At 76.2% G+C, this 1,263-nt stretch carries 1 protein-coding gene; it reads left to right on the forward strand.

Annotated elements, in window-relative coordinates:
- On the forward strand, positions 1-1,263 hold a 1,263-nt coding region (locus QSG27_RS28965; RefSeq protein WP_306712312.1), incomplete at both ends, for an amino acid adenylation domain-containing protein.

Here is a 1,263-nt window from a genome sequence, read left to right on the forward strand (position 1 = left end):
CCTGGCCCGCCGGCTCGCCGCGCTGGGGGTGGGGCCGGGGACGCCCGTCGGAGTCGCCACCGGGCGCGGCCCGGATCTGGTGACGGCGCTGCTGGCGGTCCACAAGGCCGGCGGCGCCCATGTGGTGTTCGACCCCGCCCAACCCGAGGCCCGCACCCGGAACATCGTCGCCGACACCGGCATGACCGTGGCGGTGGGTGGGGGAGCGCTGGCCGGTCTGACCGTCGTCAGCCCCGACGAGGCGGGGGTGCAAGCCCTTCTTCCCCCGCCGCCGGAATCGGACGCGCTCGCCTATGTCTGCTTCACCTCCGGTTCCACCGGGGCGCCCAAGGGGGTGATGGTGGAGCATGGCGGGCTGCTGAACCACGCGCTGGCCATCGCCGCCGATTACCGGCTGGGGCCGGGGGACCGGGTGTTGCAGTTCGCCGCCGCGGAATTCGACGTGGCGCTGGAGGAGATTTTTCCGACCCTGGTGGCCGGGGCCACGCTGGTCCTGCCCGCCGGAGACGCGGCGGCGGATCTCGGCGCCTTCACCGAGGCCCTGGCCGCCCAGGGCGTCACCGTCGCCAACCTGCCCGCGGCTTTCTGGCACGCCTGGGTGCGCCATCTGGCGGAGACGGGAACGCCGCTGCCGCCCGGCCTGCGGCTGGTGGTGGCCGGCAGCGACCGGGTGGCGGCGGAGCGGCTGGCCGGCTGGCGGGCGCTGGCCGGACCGCGCGTGTCCTGGCGCAACGCCTACGGCCCGACCGAGGCCACCATCACCGCCACCCTGTTCGACCCGGCGCAGGACGAGGCCCCGGACAACGGCACCGTGCCCATCGGGCGGCCCATCGCCAACACCCGCGTCCATGTGCTGGACTCCGCCGGGCAGCCGGTGCCGCCGGGCGTGGTGGGGGAGATCGTCATCGCCGGCCCCGGCGTCGCCCGCGGCTATCTGAACCGGCCCGAGGAGACGGCGGCCCGCTTCCGCCCCGATCCCTTCCTGCCCGGCGCCCGGGCCTTCCGGACGGGCGATCTGGCCCGGCGGCGGGCGGACGGCACGCTGGATTTCCTAGGCCGCCGCGACGATCAGGTGAAGATCCGCGGTTTCCGCATCGAGCCGGGCGAGATCGCCGCGGCGCTCGCCCGCCACCCGCGGGTGGCCGAGGCCGCCGTCCTGCCCCTGCCCGGCCCCGGCGGCGAACCGCGTCTGGTCGCCTTCGCCGAAACGGTGGCGGAGGCCGGCGACCTGCTGGACTGGCTGCGCGGCGCGCTGCCCGCCTA

Source organism: Azospirillum isscasi (assembly GCF_030849505.1).
Taxonomy (GTDB): domain Bacteria; phylum Pseudomonadota; class Alphaproteobacteria; order Azospirillales; family Azospirillaceae; genus Azospirillum; species Azospirillum isscasi.